13 protein-coding genes are annotated in these 17,951 nt (G+C 62.0%); 6 read left to right on the top strand and 7 right to left on the bottom strand.

The window, feature by feature from the left end:
• The first annotated feature begins 104 nt into the window (after window positions 1-104).
• From F0P97_RS12640 to F0P97_RS12630, 3 genes are all read left to right on the top strand, one after another.
• Window positions 105-1,043, top strand: coding sequence for a LysR family transcriptional regulator (locus tag F0P97_RS12640; protein WP_182286999.1), 939 nt, complete (start codon window positions 105-107; stop codon window positions 1,041-1,043).
• Window positions 1,044-1,131: 88 nt separating this feature from the next.
• A complete protein-coding gene (locus F0P97_RS12635) occupies window positions 1,132-2,199 on the top strand; it encodes an AAA family ATPase (RefSeq protein WP_182286998.1) in 1,068 nt (355 codons plus the stop codon).
• Window positions 2,200-2,205: 6 nt separating this feature from the next.
• Window positions 2,206-4,062 carry a DUF2201 family putative metallopeptidase gene (locus F0P97_RS12630; RefSeq protein ID WP_182286997.1) on the top strand — a complete coding sequence of 619 codons (1,857 nt, stop codon included), beginning with the start codon at window positions 2,206-2,208 and terminating at the stop codon, window positions 4,060-4,062.
• A 9-nt stretch (window positions 4,063-4,071) separates the two neighbouring features.
• On the opposite strand, the gene F0P97_RS12625 is transcribed toward F0P97_RS12630, so the two are convergent.
• Window positions 4,072-4,473 carry a DUF4440 domain-containing protein gene (locus F0P97_RS12625; RefSeq protein WP_182286996.1) on the bottom strand — a complete coding sequence of 134 codons (402 nt, stop codon included), beginning with the start codon at window positions 4,471-4,473 and terminating at the stop codon, window positions 4,072-4,074.
• Window positions 4,433-5,827 carry an MFS transporter gene (locus tag F0P97_RS12620; RefSeq protein ID WP_182286995.1) on the bottom strand — a complete coding sequence of 465 codons (1,395 nt, stop codon included), beginning with the start codon at window positions 5,825-5,827 and terminating at the stop codon, window positions 4,433-4,435. Before F0P97_RS12620 ends, F0P97_RS12625 begins: the two co-directional genes overlap by 41 nt.
• Before the next feature lie 88 nt (window positions 5,828-5,915).
• On the opposite strand from F0P97_RS12620, the gene F0P97_RS12615 reads away from it, so the two are divergent.
• The 3 genes from F0P97_RS12615 to F0P97_RS12605 all read left to right on the top strand — a co-directional run bounded on the left by F0P97_RS12615 (window position 5,916) and on the right by F0P97_RS12605 (window position 9,504).
• Window positions 5,916-6,827, top strand: coding sequence for a LysR family transcriptional regulator (locus tag F0P97_RS12615; protein ID WP_182286994.1), 912 nt, complete (start codon window positions 5,916-5,918; stop codon window positions 6,825-6,827).
• 195 nt (window positions 6,828-7,022) lie between these two features.
• Window positions 7,023-7,379 (top strand): zinc ribbon domain-containing protein YjdM, encoded by a 357-nt coding sequence (locus tag F0P97_RS12610; RefSeq protein ID WP_182286993.1) that lies wholly within the window; start codon window positions 7,023-7,025, stop codon window positions 7,377-7,379.
• Window positions 7,380-8,145: 766 nt separating this feature from the next.
• Window positions 8,146-9,504 carry an MFS transporter gene (locus F0P97_RS12605; protein ID WP_182286992.1) on the top strand — a complete coding sequence of 453 codons (1,359 nt, stop codon included), beginning with the start codon at window positions 8,146-8,148 and terminating at the stop codon, window positions 9,502-9,504.
• Window positions 9,505-9,645: 141 nt separating this feature from the next.
• Here the strand turns inward: F0P97_RS12605 and F0P97_RS12600 are convergent, their stop codons facing one another.
• From F0P97_RS12600 to aceE, 5 genes are all read right to left on the bottom strand, one after another.
• Entirely contained in the window at window positions 9,646-10,122 is a 477-nt protein-coding gene (locus tag F0P97_RS12600; RefSeq protein ID WP_182286991.1) for a GFA family protein, read from the bottom strand.
• A 300-nt stretch (window positions 10,123-10,422) separates the two neighbouring features.
• The gene (gene lpdA, locus F0P97_RS12595; RefSeq protein ID WP_182286990.1) at window positions 10,423-12,261 is read right to left on the bottom strand and encodes a dihydrolipoyl dehydrogenase; all 1,839 of its coding nucleotides are present in this window, start codon (window positions 12,259-12,261) and stop codon (window positions 10,423-10,425) included.
• 94 nt (window positions 12,262-12,355) lie between these two features.
• Window positions 12,356-13,231, bottom strand: coding sequence for a hypothetical protein (locus tag F0P97_RS12590; RefSeq protein ID WP_182286989.1), 876 nt, complete (start codon window positions 13,229-13,231; stop codon window positions 12,356-12,358).
• A gap of 115 nt (window positions 13,232-13,346) precedes the next feature.
• On the bottom strand, window positions 13,347-15,038 hold the full coding sequence (gene aceF / locus F0P97_RS12585) for a dihydrolipoyllysine-residue acetyltransferase (protein WP_182286988.1): 1,692 nt from the start codon (window positions 15,036-15,038) through the stop codon (window positions 13,347-13,349).
• An 18-nt stretch (window positions 15,039-15,056) separates the two neighbouring features.
• On the bottom strand, window positions 15,057-17,771 hold the full coding sequence (gene aceE, locus F0P97_RS12580) for a pyruvate dehydrogenase (acetyl-transferring), homodimeric type (RefSeq protein WP_182286987.1): 2,715 nt from the start codon (window positions 17,769-17,771) through the stop codon (window positions 15,057-15,059).
• Window positions 17,772-17,951: the final 180 nt, after the last annotated feature.

Genomic DNA, 17,951 nt, shown 5'->3' with positions numbered 1-17,951 from the left:
GCCCAAGCTGGCGCTCACCCATGCGGGCGCTGAATATAACAATGCATTTATTGCATATGCATTCTTTTTCTGTTCTAAAAAAGTGAACATACGTATGAATACAGATGCAATTTGGCGACGACAATCGCCGCATGCCCGCCTTTCAAGACTCCCGCGCCCGCTATCTGTTTGAAGCCGTCTACTGCGGCTCCGTTCGTGCCGCAGCCGAAAAACTTGGCATCGTGCCCTCGGCCGTCAGCCGCCAGATCAGCCTGCTCGAAGAGGAACTGGGCCTGACCCTGCTGGAGCGCCATCGCAGCGGCGTGGTGCCCACCGAGGCCGGCCAGTTGCTGCTGGACTATCACCGCGAACATACGGCCCACCGTCACGACATGCTGGCCAAGGTCGATGCGCTGCGCGGCCTGCACAGCGGCAGTGTCAGCGTGGTCAGTGGCGAGGGCTTTGCGCAGGAGCTGATCGACGGACCCATTCGCAACTTTCGCCAGCAATATCCGGGCGTCAGCATCTCGCTGGAAATCTACGGCACGACCGAGATCATGCGCCGCATTCGCGAGGATGCTGCCGAGATCGGCCTGGTCTACTACCCGCCCGCCGACAGTCATATCACCGCGCGCGGTGCGGCGCGCCAGCCCATGCATGCCATCGTGCATGCGCAGCACCCGCTGGCCAGCGCTGAGCAAACCTCGCTGCGGGAGCTCAGCCAATGGCCTGTTGCCATGTTGCAAGGCGTGTATGGAATTCGCCAGCTCGTGGAGTATGCGGAACACAAGGACAAGATCCACCTCAGCCCCGCGCTGACCAGCAATCTCATCAGCGTACTGCTGGCCTTTGTCACCAGCGGTCAGGGCGTGACCCTGCTGCCGCCCTGCTCCGTCACGGCCGAGCTGGCAAGCGGGCGCCTGCGCGCCATTCCCATTCACAACCCTGCATTTCTTGACGCCGAAATGCAACTCATCACCCGCACCGGCCGCCATCTGTCCCCGGCGGCCAATCGCTTTCTGCTGTATTGCATGCAAGGCATGCAGGCGTTCCAGGAGCCTTGAGCGACGACCGGCGACGCGCGAGACCCCGGGTCATGGCCGCCTGAGCATACTCAGGACACCGCTGCACTTGCCTTAGACTGCACGCAGCATGCAAACCAGTCTGGCTCTCACTCCGTCGCAACTGAGCGAATTCCTTCTCAACGTCGCCACCGTACGCCCCGTGTTCATCTGGGGGCCGCCAGGCATCGGCAAGTCGGCACTGGTACAGAACTTTGCGCAAAGCGTGGGGCTTGACTGCGTGTCCCTGCTGGGCAGCCAGCTCGCGCCAGAAGATTTGCTGGGCGTGCCGCAGATCATTGACGGCGTGACCCGCTTTTGCCCGCCCGCCATGATTGCGCGCGAGCAGCCCTATTGCCTGTTCCTGGACGAGCTCAACGCCTGCAGCCAGGATGTGCAAAAGGCTTTCTACAGCCTGATTCTGGAGCGCCGCGTGGGCGAATACCTGATGCCCGAGGGCTCCATCGTGATTGCGGCAGGCAACCGCGCCCAGGACTCCGCGATTGTGCGCACCATGTCCTCCGCCCTGGTCAACCGCATGATTCATGTGCAGCTCAAGGTCAGCGCCAGCGAGTGGCTGCAATGGGCACAGCAGGCCCAGTTGCATACTCTGGTGCTCGAATACCTGGCCCAGCGTCCCGACCATCTGTGGAGCCAGCCGCCCAAGCATGAGGAGGCGTTTTCCACGCCGCGCTCCTGGCATATGCTGAGCGACGCCCTGCAGTCCTATGGCGATGCGCTGAACCTGCATACGTTCGAGGCCCTGAGCAGCGGCTGCCTCACGCCCCAGCATGCGGCGCAGTTCAAGGCCTTCTACAAACTCGCCGAGGACCGCCATCGTCTGGACGCCATCTTCAAGGGCGACGCCAACTGGCCCCATGCGCCGCAGGACCGAGATGTGCTGTATTTCCTGGCCCAGGCCTTCCGCGCGCGTCTGCTCAAGATCCTGCCCGCCGACAAGCAGCAAAGCGGCGGCGAGTTGCAGCAAAACGTGCACCGGTCCAAGGCCATGCTCAAGGAGCTGGCCCAGATCAGCCTGGAAATGGCCCAGATCGTCACCGCCGAAAGCGACGGCCAGACCCTGCCCGCCTGGTATATGGTGGAAATCGTGCGCGACCTGCCGCGACTGGTCGAAGCGCGCGAAACGGCCAGGGCCTGACGCCTGATGGCCAAAGCCCCAACGCGCGAAACGCCGGCCACCCAGGCCTATACGCAGGGCCTGGCCTTGCTGCAGGCACACCCCATCTTCACCGAGCTCAGCCGCAGTCTGGGCTTTGTGCGCAGCGCACATTCCCTGTGTCCGGCCCATGGCTGGGCTCAGGCCAGCCTCAACCACCAGCGCTTTACCGGCCAGATCGACATCCATCCCAAACGCATGGCCAGCCCCGAGGAATGGGCGTATTGCCTGGGGCGGGCAACGCTCAGCTACGCGCTGGAGCTGTTTCAGCGTGACCGCAGCCATTGGGCACAATGGAGCGCGGCCTGCGATGTGGTCACGGCCCGCTTCATCCAGACCATCAAGCTGGGCCGTCCGCCCGAAGGCATGGAACTGCCCGACGGACTGCCCCAGCGCGACGAGGCCCAGTGGTATGTGCAGTTCTGCGAACAAGGCATACCCGCCTGGGCGCAGTCGCTGAGCCTGGCCGGTCCCGGCCAGGGCGGCGCCCACCCCAGCCTGGCCCTGCCGCAGCAATGGCCGCAGCCCGCCTCCTCCACCAGCAAGCCTCAGCCGTATTGGCGCAGGTACGGCAACTGGCCCGAAATGTTTGCCGCGGGCCTGGCCCGCTCCGTCACCCAGTCCGTGGAAATGGCCGCAGGCGTGCGCCGCGAGTTTGGCCAGAGCCGCCCTGCCAGCAGCGCGCTGGACCGCGCACGCCACTGGTTCATGGACAGCTTTCCACTGCTGGGCAGCATGGTCGCTGCGTTTGACATCGTCGAGGACGCCAGCATCTGCGAGCGCGAGGACATCTCCGTCGCCGCGGTCGACGAAGTGCTGCGCACCATCTACATCAACCCCGGCCCTCACCTGTCCGAGCTGGAGCTGCGCTTTGTCATCGCCCACGAAGTCCTGCACGTCGCACTGCGACATCTGCTGCGCCGACGCGGGCGTGAGCCGTTTCTGTGGAATGTGGCCTGCGACTTTGTCATCAACGACTGGCTGATTCAGATGGACGTGGGCCAGCCGCCAGGCATTGGCCTGCTCTACGACCCCGAGCTGCGCGGGCTCAGCGCCGAAGAGGTCTACGACCGCATCGCGAACGATCTGCGCCGCATGCGCAAGCTGCGCACCCTGGCCGGTGGCCAGGGGGACATGCTGGAGCGCAATGCGGGCGGTCAGCGCAACGCGGGCGACTACACCGATATCGACGAGTTCTGCCGCACCCAGCTGGGTAAAGGCCTTCTGCGCCACGAGCAAAGCGCAGGCGGGCTGCTGCCCGCGGGACTGATCGAAGAAATCCGCGCTCTGTTGCAGCCGCCGATTGACTGGCAGGTCGAGCTGGCACGCTGGTTCGACCACCACTTTCCGCCCATTGAAACGCGGCGCAGCTATGCCCGCATCAGCCGCCGCCAGAGCGCCACGCCCGATATTCCCAGGCCCCGCATTCAGGCAGACAGCCGCTGGCTGCAAGGCCGCACCTTCGGCGTGGTGCTGGACACCTCGGGCTCCATGGAGCGCCATGTGCTGGCCAAGGCACTGGGTGCCATCGCCAGCTATGCCGAGGCCAAGGATGTGCCCGCTGTGCGCCTGATCTGCTGCGATGCCGCGGCCTATGACCTGGGCTATCTGCCGGCCGCCGACCTTGCCCAGCGCATCGCCCTCAAAGGCCGTGGCGGCACCGTGCTGCAACCGGGCGTGGATCTGCTGCTTCAGGCCGACGACTTTCCCAAGGACGGCCCCATCCTCATCATCACCGATGGCCAGTGCGACCCGCTGCGCGTGCCACGCGAGCATGCCTATCTGCTGCCTGCGGGCCGCAGGCTGCCGTTTCGCACAGCTGCGCCCATCTTTGTGATGGACTGAGATTCAAGATCAAGCAATAGCTGTCTCGTGCAGCGCATGCCACAGCACGCCGTCAGCTGCGACTTCCAGAATCGCCGTGGAATAGCGCGCATGGCTAACGCCGGCCAGCATATGTGTTTCGCGGTAGCGCAGCGCGATATGTGAGCCCACCTGCCAGATGCTTGTCAGCTCATCCACCGCCATCTGCAAACCGGGCCTGCCGCCAGCAGCGCCCTCAAACATCTGCTGTACCTGGGCACGCGTCACGATCCTGCCGCCTGTGGTGACCATGCTGAAGCCTTCGGCAAACACCTGCATCAGCGCCTTGGCAGCAGCTTGGGCGGCATCGCCCTTTTGAGTAAAAACGGTCTGGATCAGGGCATGCACATCGTTAATGCTTTGTGCGGCGGCTTTGAGGTTCTGGTCGTTCATGCCTGGCTTTTTTCAAGGTGTGTAAACAGGTCAGCGGCAGCAGCCCCACCAGGGCGGCAACGGCAAAGCTTGCGTGATAGGCCGCCAGCGCACCGATATGCGGCTGCAGCAGGTTGAAGATCATCAAAAACAGGGCCGCGCCCACGCTGAATGCCATCTGGCGGTTGATGTTCCAGACCACGCTGGCCTGGGGCAGTTCCGAGCCATGAAAATCCATCAGCGCCGTGGTTTGCGCGGCGTTGGCAGCCAGGCCGCCGCCCAGGCCCATCAGGGCATAGGCCAGTACCAGGGCTAGCAGATCGCCCGTGCTGTTCACCGCCATCAGGCAGGCAATACCCAGGCTGTGCAGCAGCAGACCGACCACAAACAGCGGCCTCGCCCCCACGCGGTTGTAGATGCGGCCGCACATCAGCATGGCCAGCAGCGCGCCGCCGGCATAGACCAGCATGAACATGCCCGAGCGCTGGGCGCTCAGGGCCAGCACGTCTTGCAGAAAAAACAGGCTCAGCAGATTGACGCCGGTAAACACGCCGGGCACGGCGTAGTACACGGCCATGGACACCCGCAGGCGTGGGCTGCGCAGCAAGCGCAGCTCGACCACTGGGTCTGCCGCATTGCGCCAGTGGCGCAGATAGAGCGCGCTGGCTGCCAGACCCAGCGCAAGACACAGCAGCGCCCCAACCCGGCCACGGCCTGCACCGTACAGCGACATGCCCATGAGCACGGCAGTCAGTGCCGTGCCGATCAGCAGCAGTCCGGTCATATCCGGCTTGGCTGCAACCGGCGGCTCGAATGACTCTGCCGAATCGCGCACCCAGCACCAGGCCAGCAGCGCGGCTGCCAGAGCCAACGGAATGTTGGCAAAAAACACCCAGCGCCAGGAACTGCTGTCCACAATCAGCCCGCCCAGTCCCGGTGACAAAGCCGGTGCAATCAGGGCCACGGCCATGACCAGGGTGGAAATGCGTGCACGCTCCGTCCCCTGAAACAAGGCAAAGGCCATGGCCTGCCCCACGGGAATCAACAGCCCGCCGGCCATTCCCTGCACGAAGCGCCAAACCACCACGGCCGTAAAACTGCCCGCCATGCCGCAAGCCGCCACAGCCAGTGCAAACACCAGCATGGAAGCTGCCAGCAAACGCCGCGCGCCCCAGCGGCCGGCCAGCCGCGTGCTGATGGGAATCACCAAGGTCAGGCCCAGGATGTAGGCATTGCCCACCCAGGCGGTGTCCAGGCTGGCTGTCTCGAACTCGGCAGCCAGGCGTGGCAAGGCGACTGCGGGCATGAAGATATTGATGCAGTCGATAAAAAACCCGGTCAAAAACACCAGGGCAATGCGGTAACGGTAGCTCATGTCTGTCCTTTGAGCTGCGCATAGTAGGCAGCGCAGTTGCCCACGTCGATACCGCTATGCTTGATACTTTGTTTGATCAAACTGAACAATGGCCGCCACCACAAGCACTGCCATCCACACCCAGCTTCACCGCGTGCAGACTTTTCTGGCCGTGGTGGAACTGGGCAGCTACACCAAGGCCGCCGACTACCTGAACATCAGCAAGGCCATGGCCAGCCTGCATGTAAAGGCGCTGGAAGAAGCCCTGTCCATTACGTTGCTGGTGCGCAGCACGCGGTCGGTGGCGTTGACGGAAAGCGGCCAGCAGTTCTATGACGAGTTCAAGCAGATCTTCGGCCATATCGAAGCTGCATTTGACAATGCCCAGCACGGCAGCCGCCGCCTGCGCGGGCAGCTACGCATCAGCACCACGGCCGAGTTTGGCGAGCGCTATGTGCTGCCGCTGATCCCGCAGTTTGTGCAGCGCTACCCAGGCATTGCCATCAGCCACGATGCCAATTCCTCGCTCAGCGATCTGGTAGCCAAAAAGCTCGACCTGGTTGTGCGCCTGGGCAGCCTCGCCGATTCCAGCCTCAAAAGCCGCAAGCTGGCGGATTATGAAATCTGGCTGGTCGCATCGCCCCGGTTGACTGGCCTGCAAGCCGTGCAGCAGCCGCAAGACCTGGCCGATCTGCCCTGGATTGCCAACAGCAATCTGGACAGCCCCACGCACTGGGTGCCGGAAAGCGCCCAGGGTCAGCAGACCGAGGTGCAGGGCCGCGCCGCCCACCAGTCCAATTCATCGAGCGCGATTCGTACGCTGTCGCTGGCGGGCCTGGGTGTAGCCGTGCTGCCCGACTGGCTGGTGCAGGACGATGTGCGCAGCGGCCAGCTGCAGCGCGTGCTGCCCGAGTACGCCCTGCCCAGCCAGCCGATTCACCTGGTCTTCCCCGGCAGCCGCCACCTGCCACGCAAGACACGGGTGTTCATCGACTTTCTGGCCGAGCATCTGGTGCGTTGATTCCCCACAAGAACTCAAGACAAAACAACCTCTGACGCTTACCCAGAAAGCGCCAGCAGCTATCAAAAACGTAGAATTCATGCCATGCGGCTGCGCCCTAGCCTCGGGCATGGCCGTCTTGCAATCCGCACCAATCCGGGACACTACTGTTTAGCAGCTAGGCTTGGTGCTTACTCTTTGAACGGAAGCGAATCCTTGAGCACAGCCACCCTCCCCTCTTGCCCCCAATGCGGCCTGGACAATACCTATCCCGATGGCGATCTGCTGATCTGCCCCGATTGCGCCCATGAATGGTCGGCCCATACAAAAACCATTGCCGATGAAGACAACGGCCCCCGCATCATCAAGGATGCCAACGGCACGCCGCTGGCCGACGGCGACAGCGTGCTGCTGGTCAAGGACCTGAAAGTCAAGGGTTCCTCTACCATCATCAAAAAAGGCACCAAGATCAAAGGCATCCGCCTGGTCTATGACAACGGCGACCATGACGTGGACTGCAAGACGGATCAGGGTCCATTCATTCTCAAATCCGAGTTTCTGAAAAAGGCCTGACGCGGCCCTCCCCATCGCTGTCCCCTGCGATCCACCCAACGCCCGGAGCCATGCCGGGCGTTCCTTCGAGCAGCATGTGGCGGCTCAAAAGTTCTGGCAATCCGCTGGTGCAAATAGAAGCCCGATCGGCCCCTGCACTGATCTCAAAGCGCTGCCGTATCAAAAAACAGACTCAGCCACATCAGCCATCCGCCCATGAAACGGCTGTCTGTCCCCCGTGCAACTGCAAGCTCAGGGGAGCATGGCTCTCGATGGCGCACGCCATCGCCGCGCAAAACTGCCGCTTCTTCCACCGCCTTGCCACGGCAGGGCCGACCCTAAGGCTTACCCTCGGCTGTCATGATCTGGCAATTAAATTGCGGCATGCGTTAAGTCCATTCACGGCACCGGCCCTACATTGCCCCTCGAACTCCTTGATTTCTGCCCCTGCAGAGGTCAAGACAGGCTGATGCATACCCCGTGCGCAGCCAGGTCCAGACCATGAAGGGCAATAGCAGGAAATGAACCGGGAAGTCGACGGCAAGCACACCAATCACTGGTCACAGTCACCGCACTGGCCTGGCGAGGTCCTGGCACAAAGACCTGGCAGCCAAAGCCTTACAGGCTTGACGCTGTGGGCCTGCGCAGTCCCCCCCCTGCATCAAGACAACAACTAAAAGCCCTGCCTAGTCCTAGCACTGCGGCTTGCAGCGTCTACGCCGTGATGCCTGCAACTCGTGCAGCAGGGATCCGCCCCGTGCCCCATACCAACTTCCAAGAGACAAGCATGACCCCGAGCGCGACGACCATTTCGGGCGCAACGCCCAGGCGAGACATCGATGCAGACAACGCCCTGTATGCCAAGGTCAGCCGGCGGCTGCTGCCCCTGCTGCTGATCTGCTACATGGTCGCCTACCTGGACCGCATCAACATCGGCTATGCCCAGATCCAGATGAAGCAGACGCTGGATTTCGGCGACGCTGCCTACGGCTTTGGCGCGGGTCTGTTCTTCATCGGCTACTTTCTGTTTGAAGTGCCCAGCAATCTGCTGCTGGAGAAGATAGGCACGCGCAAGACGCTGATGCGCATCATGCTGGTCTGGGGCCTCATCGCCACGGCCATGGCCTGGGTCTTCACTCCCATGCAGTTCTATGTGGCGCGCTTTCTGCTGGGCGCGTTCGAGGCCGGCTTCTTTCCCGGCGTCATTCTGTACTTCACCTACTGGTACCCCTCGGCGCGCCGCGGCCGTGTGATCTCCATCTTTCTCTCAGCCGTCATGGCCATGGCGATTGTGGCCGGCCCGCTGTGCGGCGCCATTCTCAAATACATGGATGGCATCGACGGCCTGCATGGCTGGCAATGGCTGTTTCTCATCCAGGGCCCGCCCGCCTGCATGCTGGGCCTGATCCTCTACTTCTATCTGCAAGACAGGCCAGCCGACGCTAAATGGCTGACAGACGCCGAAAAAGCGCGGCTGCAGCACAACCTGGCCAACGATAGCGGTCAGGCAGCTCAACACGGCAGCCACGGGCACAAGGCCGCCCATAGCAGCGCCACTCTGGGCCGGTTGCTGCGCGACCCCAAGGTCTATGCCCTGTCACTGGTGTACTTCATGATGCACGGCGCCACCTATCTGTTTGTCTTCTGGATGCCCACCGTGATTCAGGACCTGGGCGTGCAGGACGTGCTGCATGTCGGTATCTACTCGGCCATTCCCTTTGTCGCAGGCTTCTTCGGCATGATTGCCTTCGGTGCCAGCTCCGACCGGTTCCGCGACCGCCGCTGGCATCTGTTCATCGCTTGCGGCATGGCCATTGCCGGCCTGATCGTCACCCTTCAGATGCATGGCCATCTCGAAGGCTCGCTGACTGCCCTGGCCTTCACGCTGATCGGTCTGGCGGCCCTGCCCCCGCTGTTCTTTGCCCTGGTCAGCGACTATCTGTCACCGGCCGTGGCCGCGGGCGGCATCGCCCTCATCAGCAGCCTGGGCAACCTGGGCTCGGCCGCCAGCCCCACACTGGCCGGCCTGCTGACCCAGTACACTGGCAACAGGCACTACAGCATCTATCTGGTGCTGGTCATGCTGGTCCTCTCGGCACTGGTGCTGATGGTGGCGGTGCGCGACGCCAAGACCAGGCGCGGATGAGCCATGCCCGGCGCTTGCCGGGCAGCACCCTCACCTCGAGCTTCTGCAGGTCTATCCGACTGGCTGTTCCGGTCCCGAACGCAGAAAAACCATACAAAAAGACCTCTAACGCTATCTGTCAAGCGTTAGCAGCTATCAAAATCATTCTTCAAGCTGTGCTTCGGCCAAGGGATTCGCCTTGTAGCTCAGCCAGCCTGCCGCCACAGACTTGCCCGCAGCAGCGCCTGCGCGGCGGTCGTTGGGGTGCGAGCGCCCTTCGCTCACCACCACTTCGGCAAAGTCGAACGGGCTCATGCCGTCAATACAAGCCACATTCACGCCGTACTGATGCGGCGACGAGCGCCGCTGATGAAAGGTATAGATGCCGCAATGCTTGCAGAAGAAGTGCTTGGCCTGTCCGGTGTTGAACTGGTAGAGCGTCAGTGCATCCTGCCCTTGCAGCACCTCGATTCCGCTCAGCTCGGCCGACACCGCCACGGCACCGCGCATGCGGCAAAACGAGCAATTGCAGCGCCGCGCAGTGTTCAGGCCGTCGCTTAGCAGAACGGTAAAGCGCACTGCGCCGCAGTGGCAGGCTGCTTGGAGCGGCCGGAAAAAATCAAGGCGGGGGCTGGGCATGGGTTTGTCTCCATCAAGGGGGGCTTTGAGGCAAGCACTGAAATCAACGGCATCCAATATCGTTCAAATCAGGCTCAAGCGCATATTTATCTGGCGCAAGCAGCTATGAAGTTTTGAAGTTTCCCGAATGCGCATCATGGTTGCCGATCGGCAAATTGAAGATCGGCAGGCATAGATAAAAATAAAAATCAAATATGCCTCCAGCGCTTGCCAATTAAGCGCGAGCAGCTATCAAAGTAAAAAAGGCAGCCCATGAGCTGCCTTTGTTTTCGAACAGGTCCCGAGACCCGATCTCAGCGCTTACTTGCGCGCAGGTGGCACGTCCGTGCAGGAACCGTGGGCCACTTCCGCCGCCATGCCGATGGACTCGCCAAGGGTTGGGTGGGGGTGGATGGTCTTGCCAATGTCCACGGTGTCGGCGCCCATTTCGATGGCCAGGGCGATTTCACCGATCATGTCGCCGGCATGCGTGCCGACCATGCCGCCGCCCAGGATACGGCCGTGGCCGTGAGCTTCGGAGGAATCGTCAAACAGCAGCTTGGTGAAGCCTTCGTCGCGGCCGTTGGCGATGGCGCGGCCCGAGGCAGCCCAGGGGAACAGACCCTTCTTGACCTTGATGCCTTGTGCCTTGGCCTGGTCTTCGGTCAGACCCACCCATGCCACTTCGGGGTCGGTGTAGGCGACCGAAGGAATCACGCGGGCGTTGAAGGCAGCGGAAGCCAGTTCCTTGTTGCCTTGCAGTTCGCCGGCAATGACTTCTGCGGCCACGTGCGCTTCGTGCACGGCCTTGTGCGCCAGCATCGGCTGGCCCACGATGTCTCCGATCGCGAAGATGTTGGGCACGTTGGTGCGCATCTGGATGTCGACGTCGATGAAGCCGCGGTCGGTCACGGCCACGCCAGCCTTTTCGGCGCTGATCTTCTTGCCGTTGGGCGTGCGGCCAACAGCTTGCAAAACCAGGTCGTAGGTCTGGGGTTCGGGCACGGTGACGCCGTCCTTGGCAGGAGCGAACGTGACCTTGATGCCTTCGGGCGTGGCTTCGGCACCCACGGTCTTGGTGTTGACCATGATGTTGTCGAAACGCGGTGCATTCATCTTTTGCCAGACCTTGACCAGATCGCGGTCGGCGCCCTGCATCAGGCCGTCCATCATTTCCACCACGTCCAGGCGTGCGCCCAGCGTGCTGTAGACGGTGCCCATTTCCAGGCCGATGATGCCGCCGCCAAGAATCAACATGCGCTTGGGCACTTCCTTCAGATCCAGGGCACCGGTGGAATCGACCACGCGGGGGTCCTTGGGCATGAAGGGCAGATGCACGGCTTGCGAGCCTGCAGCGATGATGGCGTTCTTGAACTGAACGATCTTCTTGCTGCCGGTCTTTTCCTGGCCGGAACCAGTGGTTTCTTCCACTTCGATGTGGTTGGCCGACACGAAGTTGCCGTAGCCGCGCACGACGGTGACCTTACGCATCTTGGCCATCTGGCCCAGACCGCCGGTCAGCTTGCCGATGACCTTTTCCTTGTGGCCGCGCAGTTGGTCGATGTTCACTTCAGGAGCGGCAAACTTCACGCCGGCCACTTCCAGGTGCTTGACTTCGTCCATCACGGCAGCCACATGCAACAGAGCCTTGGAAGGAATGCAACCCACGTTCAGGCAGACGCCGCCCAGGGTGGCGTAGCGCTCGACCAGCACGACCTTCAGACCCAGGTCGGCAGCACGGAAGGCTGCCGAATAGCCGCCGGGGCCACCGCCCAGAACCACGACGTCGCAGTCCATGTCCACGGTGCCGGCAAAGTTGCTGGCCACAGGAGCTGGAGCGGCAGCCACGGGGGCTGCCACAGGTGCAGGAGCGGCAGCGACGGGCGCAGGCGCTGCTGCCTGAGCAGGTGCGGCGGCGCCGGCTGCGGCTTCCAAAGTCAGCACCAGCGAGCCTTCGGCAACCTTGTCGCCGACCTTGACCTTGATTTCCTTCACGACGCCGGCGTGGCTGGAAGGAATCTCCATGGAGGCCTTGTCGCTCTCCACAGTGATGAGGGACTGGTCCACGGCCACGGTGTCGCCGGGGTTGACCAGCAGTTCGATAACGCCCACTTCGGCGAAGTCGCCGATATTGGGTACCTTGATATCGATGAGGCTCATATGCGCTCCTATCTTGGTTTTTGTCTCTGTGCCGCCCGATTCGCTCGGGCAGCTGAAAACGGTATTTCCGGGTTGAAGCCTGGCGGCTGACGCCTTAGCTCCAGTCAAAAGTCAGCAATACGGTACGGCTTTCAGGCTCGTAGAACAGCAGGGTTTCAGTGCCGCTTGCGGCAAAGGCGTCAGCATTGGCACTGCAGATGAACTCGAAGTGCGCGCCGGTTTCTGGGTGGATGGGGTGAATGCCATCGTCCGTGCCAGTGTCGCTCAGCAGCTCATTCGTCAGATTGCTCCAGTTGCCGCCCCAGGAAGGGCCACCCAGCACTCCAAGCAGATAACGTCCAGAACTGGTTTCGTAGCAATCGGTGCCTGGCTCATACAGCGGCAGCTTGGCAACTTCAGCGGGGTCGTCCCACTCGTTCGCCGCATTCCAGCCATGGGCCAGAAAGTCCTGTCTGGCCTGCTCATATGCCGCGTGCTGGGTTGCGTAATGCAGTTCCATCACATCGCGCCATGAGTACTTGGCCTCGTGGTGCAGCTCGAACGGAGGCTGCGCACCCAGCTTGACCAGTTCACGATGCTGGGTGCGTACCTCGCGCCAGTCCAGCGTTTTCTCTGCCCAGTCAGCCCTGTCCTGCTCCAGCATGAAGTAGCGCCAGTCGCCCAGCAGCTCGTACCTGCCTTGATCGTTGAGCTTGAAAGCCAGCCAGTCAGGCTTGAGCAGCGCGTTGCCAAACTCCTCGCCCCCCCACTCCCCGACTTGCCCTTCGTAGGGCTCGCAAGGGGCGACAAGATGAATCGACCCGCTCCAGGCATCGTCGAGCAAGGCCAGATCGATGGTGACGAGCGGCAGAAAATGCCGCGCGTACTTCTCGACCGGCTCGGCGAAAACGTCAGCCGTATCCGGAAAAGGCCGGATACCGGGAATGACGCCACGCAGATGCTCGATGGGATGCTGTCTCAGGTTCTTCATCTCACTCATGGGCTGGCAAGGTGAAGCGCAAGGCATCTAAAAAGATAGCTGCTTGCGCAATTCAGATAAGCGCTACAGGCCGATTTCGCTAAAAATCGGCCTGCCTGTCAGCTGCTTAGAGCAGGATACGGCGGTAGTCGGCCAGCACAGCGCCCAGATAGGCGTTGAAACGTGCGGCAGCTGCGCCGTCGATGACGCGGTGGTCATACGACAGGCTCAGAGGCAGCATCAGGCGCGGCACGAACTGCTTGCCGTCCCACACGGGCTTCATGGCGCCCTTGGACAGCCCCAGAATGGCGACTTCAGGCGCATTGATGATGGGCGTGAAGTTGGTGCCACCGATGCCGCCCAGAGACGAGATCGAGAAGCAGCCGCCTTGCATGTCTGCAGCGCCCAGCTTGCCGTCGCGGGCCTTCTTGGCCAGCTCGCCCATTTCCTGGCTGATCTGCAGAATGCCCTTCTTGTCGGCGTCCTTGAGCACGGGAACGACCAGGCCGTTCGGCGTGTCGGCGGCAAAGCCAATGTTGAAGTACTGCTTGTAGACCAGGGTGTCGCCGTCCAGAGAGGCGTTGAACTCGGGGAACTTCTTGAGCGCAGCCACCACGGCCTTGATCACGAAAGCCAGCATCGTCACCTTGACGTCGCTCTTGGCCTTGGCGCTTTCGGCATTGGTGGACACACGGAAGGCTTCCAGCTCGGTGATGTCGGCCTCGTCATTGTTGGTGACGTGAGGGATGACCACCCAGTTGCGATGCAGGTTAGCACCCGAGATCTTCTTGATGCGCGACAGTTCCTTGCGCTCGACAGCGCCAAACTTGGCGAAGTCGACCTTGGGCCAGGCCAGCACTTCCAGACCACCGACATTGCCGCCGGAAGACTTTGGAGCCACAGCCTGCTGAGCCAGGGTCTGCACGGCGCCAGCCATCACCGACTTGGTGAAGGACTGGATGTCTTCCGCCGTGATGCGGCCCTTGTTGCCCGAGCCCTTGACTTCTGCCAGAGGCACGCCCAGTTCGCGAGCGAACTTGCGCACCGAAGGCGAGGCATGGGGCAGCTGACCCGAAGGCGCGACGGTGGGGTTGTGGGCTGCAGGCGCTGCCACAGGTGCGGAAGCAGGAGTTGCAACCACGGGAGCAGCGGCCACAGGTGCTGATGCTGCAGCCACAGGGGCGGCAACAGGTGCCGCCACGGGAGCTGCAGCCTGCACGGGAGCGGCTGCTGCGCCCTGCACCGTCATCTGGCCGACCACGTCGCCCACGTTGACGGTGTCACCCAGCTTGATGGTCAGCGCCGTGATGGTGCCGGCCGAGGGTGAGGGGATTTCCATCGAGGCCTTGTCGGACTCCACGGTGAACAGCGATTGCTCGACAGCCACGGTATCGCCCACCTTGACCAGCATCTCGATCACGGCCACGTTCTTGAAGTCGCCGATATCGGGAATCTTGATGTCCACGGTGGAAGACGCTGCAGGAGCGGCGGCAACGGGGGCTGCAGCCACAGGAGCAGGTGCAGCAGCCACGGGGGCGGCAACAGGTGCAGGTGCTGCAGCGGCAGGTGCGGGAGCCGCATCAGCGGTTTCCAGCATCACGACCACGGAGCCTTCCTTGACCTTGTCGCCCAGGGCAACCTTGATTTCCTTGACCACGCCAGCCTGGCTGGAGGGGATTTCCATGGAGGCCTTGTCGGACTCCACGGTAATCAGGGACTGCTCGACCTTGATGGTGTCACCCACCTTGACCAGCACTTCGATCACGCCGACTTCGGAGAAGTCGCCAATATCGGGGACCTTGATTTCTGTCAATGCCATGTTGTCTGTCTCCCCTTCTTAGGCGTGCAGCGGGTTGATCTTGTCGACGTTGATGCCGTACTTCTTGATCGCTTCGGCCACGGTCGTGGCGTTGATCTTGCCTTCATCGGCCAGGCCGCGCAGTGCAGCCACCACGATGTAGTGACGGTTGACTTCGAAGTGCTCGCGCAGCTTGGCGCGGAAGTCAGAACGGCCGAAACCGTCGGTACCCAGCACCTTGTAGGTACGGCCCTTGGGCATGTAGGGACGGATCTGCTCGGCGTAGGCCTTCATGTAGTCGGTCGAAGCGATCACGGGGCCGGGGTGGGCAGCCAGTTGCTGGGACACGAACGGAACCTTGGCGGCTTCCAGGGGATGCAGCATGTTGAAGCGGTCCACTTCCTGACCTTCGCGGGTCAGTTCGTTGAACGACGGGCAGCTCCAGACATCGGCAGCGACGCCCCAGTCCTTTTCCAGCAGTTCCTGGGCGAAGAAGGATTCGCGCAGGATGGTGCCGGAGCCCAGCAGTTGAACGCGCAGGCCGCTCTCGGGCACCTTCTGGCCAGGCTTGACCATGTACATGCCCTTGAGGATCTGCTCTTCCGTGCCGGCTTGCAGGCCAGGCATGGGGTAGTTTTCGTTCAGCAGCGTGATGTAGTAGAAGATGTTTTCCTGGTTCTGCACCATGCGACGCAGACCGTCCTGCATGATCACGGCCACTTCGTGAGCGAAGGTGGGGTCGTAGGTCACGCAGTTGGGGATGGTATTGGCCAGGATGTGGCTGTGACCGTCTTCGTGCTGCAGGCCTTCGCCGTTCAGCGTGGTGCGGCCCGAGGTGCCGCCCAGCAGGAAGCCGCGCGCTTGCAGGTCGCCAGCCGCCCAGGCCAGGTCGCCGATGCGCTGGAAGCCGAACATCGAGTAGTACACATAGAACGGGATCATGACCCGGTTGCTATGGCTGTAGCTGGTGGCTGCAGCGATCCAGCTGGACATGCCGCCGGCTTCGTTGATGCCTTCCTGCAGGATCTGGCCGGCCTTGTCCTCGCGGTAGTACATCACCTGGTCCTTGTCGACCGGGGTGTATTGCTGACCGTGGGGGTTGTAGATGCCGACCTGACGGAACAGGCCTTCCATACCGAAGGTACGGGCCTCGTCCACCAGGATGGGCACCACGCGGGGGCCGATGTTCTTGTCGCGCAGCAGCTGCGTCAGGAAACGCACATAAGCCTGGGTCGTGGAGATCTCACGGCCTTCGGGTGTGGGCTCCAGGATGGCCTTGAAGGTGTCCAGCGCAGGAGCGGTGAACTGCTCGTCAGCCTGCTGGCGACGATGTGGCAGGTAGCCGCCCAGGGCCTTGCGGCGCTCGTGCAGGTACTTCATTTCCGGCGTATCGTCGGCCGGCTTGTAGAAGGGAATGTCCGCGATCTGGCTGTCGGGGATCGGGATGTTGAAGCGGTCGCGGAAGGCCTTGATGTCCTCGTCGCTCAGCTTCTTGGTCTGGTGAACGTTGTTCTTGCCTTCACCGACCTTGCCCATGCCGAAGCCCTTGACGGTCTTGATCAGCAGCACGGTAGGCTGACCCTTGTGGCCGTTGGCAGCGGCAAACGCTGCGTAGACCTTCTGCGAATCGTGGCCGCCGCGGCGCAGATTCCAGATCTCGTCGTCGGACATGTGCTCGACCATCTTCAGGGCGCGAGGATCGCGGCCGAAGAAATGTTGGCGAACATAGGCACCGTCGTTGGCCTTGAAGGCCTGATAGTCGCCGTCGTTGCACTCCATCATGATCTTCTTGAGCACGCCGTCCTTGTCCTTGGCCAGCAGCTCGTCCCAGCCCTTGCCCCACAGCAGCTTGATCACGTTCCAGCCGGCACCGCGGAATTCGCCTTCCAGCTCCTGGATGATCTTGCCGTTGCCGCGCACGGGGCCGTCCAGACGCTGCAGATTGCAGTTGATCACGAAGATAAGGTTGTCCAGGTTCTCGCGCGAGGCCAGACCGATGGCGCCCAGGGACTCCACTTCGTCCATTTCACCGTCGCCACAGAACACCCAGACCTTGCGGTTTTCGGTGTTGGCAATGCCGCGTGCGTGCAGATACTTCAGGAAACGCGCCTGGTAGATGGCCATCAGCGGGCCCAGACCCATGGACACCGTGGGGAACTGCCAGAAGTCGGGCATCAGCTTGGGGTGGGGGTAGCTCGACAGACCCTTGCCGTCCACTTCCTGGCGGAAGTTCAGCAGTTGCTCTTCGGAGATACGACCTTCCAGGTAGGCGCGGGCATAGATGCCGGGCGAAACATGCCCCTGGATGTACAGGCAGTCGCCGCCGTGGTTTTCGTTTTCCGCGTGCCAGAAATGGTTGAAACCGGCCGCAAACATATTGGCCAGCGAAGCGAAGGAGCCGATGTGACCGCCCAGATCACCGCCTTCGGGGGGGTGAATGCGGTTGGCCTTGACCACCATGGCCATGGCGTTCCAGCGCATATAGGCACGCAGACGACCTTCGATTTCGAGGTTGCCGGGGCACTTTTCTTCCTGGTCGACTTCGATGGTGTTCACGTAGCCGGTATTGGCCGAGAAAGGCATGTCCACGCTGTTCTGGCGAGCGTGTTCAAGCAGATCCTCGATCAGCCTGTGAGCATAGTCCGCACCTTCGCGGTCGATCACCGCAGAGAGGGCATCCATCCACTCGCGCGATTCTTGTTGGTCCAGGCCGGCGGGAAAGCCAGCGCCTTTGGGATCAGTCTGAGCTGTCATTGTGAGTGTCTCCTTCGAGAGGGGGGTAGCTTTATCACGAAGCAGTGAGTGCGGCATCACACGGGTGCGGCAAGCGCCACACCGCATAACGCGTGGCACAGCACCTTCGGGTGCTCCCCGGATTAAACCGATTCACTGTGTCGATCGCTGGCGAGTTTCGCACATTTTTTTTGAATTTCA

This window comes from Comamonas testosteroni (assembly GCF_014076415.1).
Classification (GTDB): Bacteria; Pseudomonadota; Gammaproteobacteria; order Burkholderiales; family Burkholderiaceae_C; genus Comamonas; species Comamonas testosteroni_F.
The sequence above is the reverse complement of the archived record's forward strand: the minus strand, read 5'-3'. Positions and strand labels throughout refer to the sequence as shown.

Bases quoted from the DNA above. Each gene is read 5' to 3' on its own strand.
- F0P97_RS12640 (WP_182286999.1), top strand. From the start codon at position 105: ATGCAATTTGGCGACGACAATCGCCGCATGCCCGCCTTTCAAGACTCC.
- F0P97_RS12635 (WP_182286998.1), top strand. From the start codon at position 1,132: ATGCAAACCAGTCTGGCTCTCACTCCGTCGCAACTGAGCGAATTCCTT.
- F0P97_RS12630 (WP_182286997.1), top strand. From the start codon at position 2,206: ATGGCCAAAGCCCCAACGCGCGAAACGCCGGCCACCCAGGCCTATACG.
- F0P97_RS12625 (WP_182286996.1), bottom strand. From the start codon at position 4,473: ATGAACGACCAGAACCTCAAAGCCGCCGCACAAAGCATTAACGATGTG.
- F0P97_RS12620 (WP_182286995.1), bottom strand. From the start codon at position 5,827: ATGAGCTACCGTTACCGCATTGCCCTGGTGTTTTTGACCGGGTTTTTT.
- F0P97_RS12615 (WP_182286994.1), top strand. From the start codon at position 5,916: ATGGCCGCCACCACAAGCACTGCCATCCACACCCAGCTTCACCGCGTG.
- F0P97_RS12605 (WP_182286992.1), top strand. From the start codon at position 8,146: ATGACCCCGAGCGCGACGACCATTTCGGGCGCAACGCCCAGGCGAGAC.
- F0P97_RS12600 (WP_182286991.1), bottom strand. From the start codon at position 10,122: ATGCCCAGCCCCCGCCTTGATTTTTTCCGGCCGCTCCAAGCAGCCTGC.
- lpdA (WP_182286990.1), bottom strand. From the start codon at position 12,261: ATGAGCCTCATCGATATCAAGGTACCCAATATCGGCGACTTCGCCGAA.
- F0P97_RS12590 (WP_182286989.1), bottom strand. From the start codon at position 13,231: ATGAAGAACCTGAGACAGCATCCCATCGAGCATCTGCGTGGCGTCATT.
- aceF (WP_182286988.1), bottom strand. From the start codon at position 15,038: ATGGCATTGACAGAAATCAAGGTCCCCGATATTGGCGACTTCTCCGAA.
- aceE (WP_182286987.1), bottom strand. From the start codon at position 17,771: ATGACAGCTCAGACTGATCCCAAAGGCGCTGGCTTTCCCGCCGGCCTG.